Origin of the sequence: uncultured Caballeronia sp. (assembly GCF_964243625.1) — a bacterium.
In the GTDB taxonomy this organism is placed as follows: Bacteria; Pseudomonadota; Gammaproteobacteria; order Burkholderiales; family Burkholderiaceae; genus Caballeronia.
In genome coordinates this window covers 3,758-3,966 of the sequence record NZ_CAXTGZ010000558.1, presented here as the reverse complement: position 1 = coordinate 3,966, position 209 = coordinate 3,758, and the positions used below count along the sequence as shown (strand labels likewise).

General features: G+C 67.0%; 1 protein-coding gene. It reads left to right on the top strand.

Annotation, left to right across the window (positions count from 1 at the left end; translation table 11 throughout):
* Positions 1-129: protein-export chaperone SecB (locus tag ACFFAR_RS26970; protein WP_375508797.1), on the top strand; the 129-nt coding region annotated here is incomplete at its 5' end.
* Between the last annotated feature and the right edge of the window lie 80 nt (positions 130-209).

The window sequence follows — 209 nt, the reverse complement described above, 5'->3', positions numbered from 1 at the left end:
GACGCCATCACGCGCGCCGGTTTCCCGCCGATCCACCTCGCGGAAATCAACTTCCAGGCGCTCTACGAGCAGCGTCTCGCGCAGTTGTCGCCGGGGCAGGAAGGCGCGGCGAACGGCGCAACGCACTAAACACGCGGCGTTTATCGCCCACGTCAAACCGCCGGACCCGGAGCCGAGCATGAAAGTAGCCGTTCTCGGCGCCGGTGCCT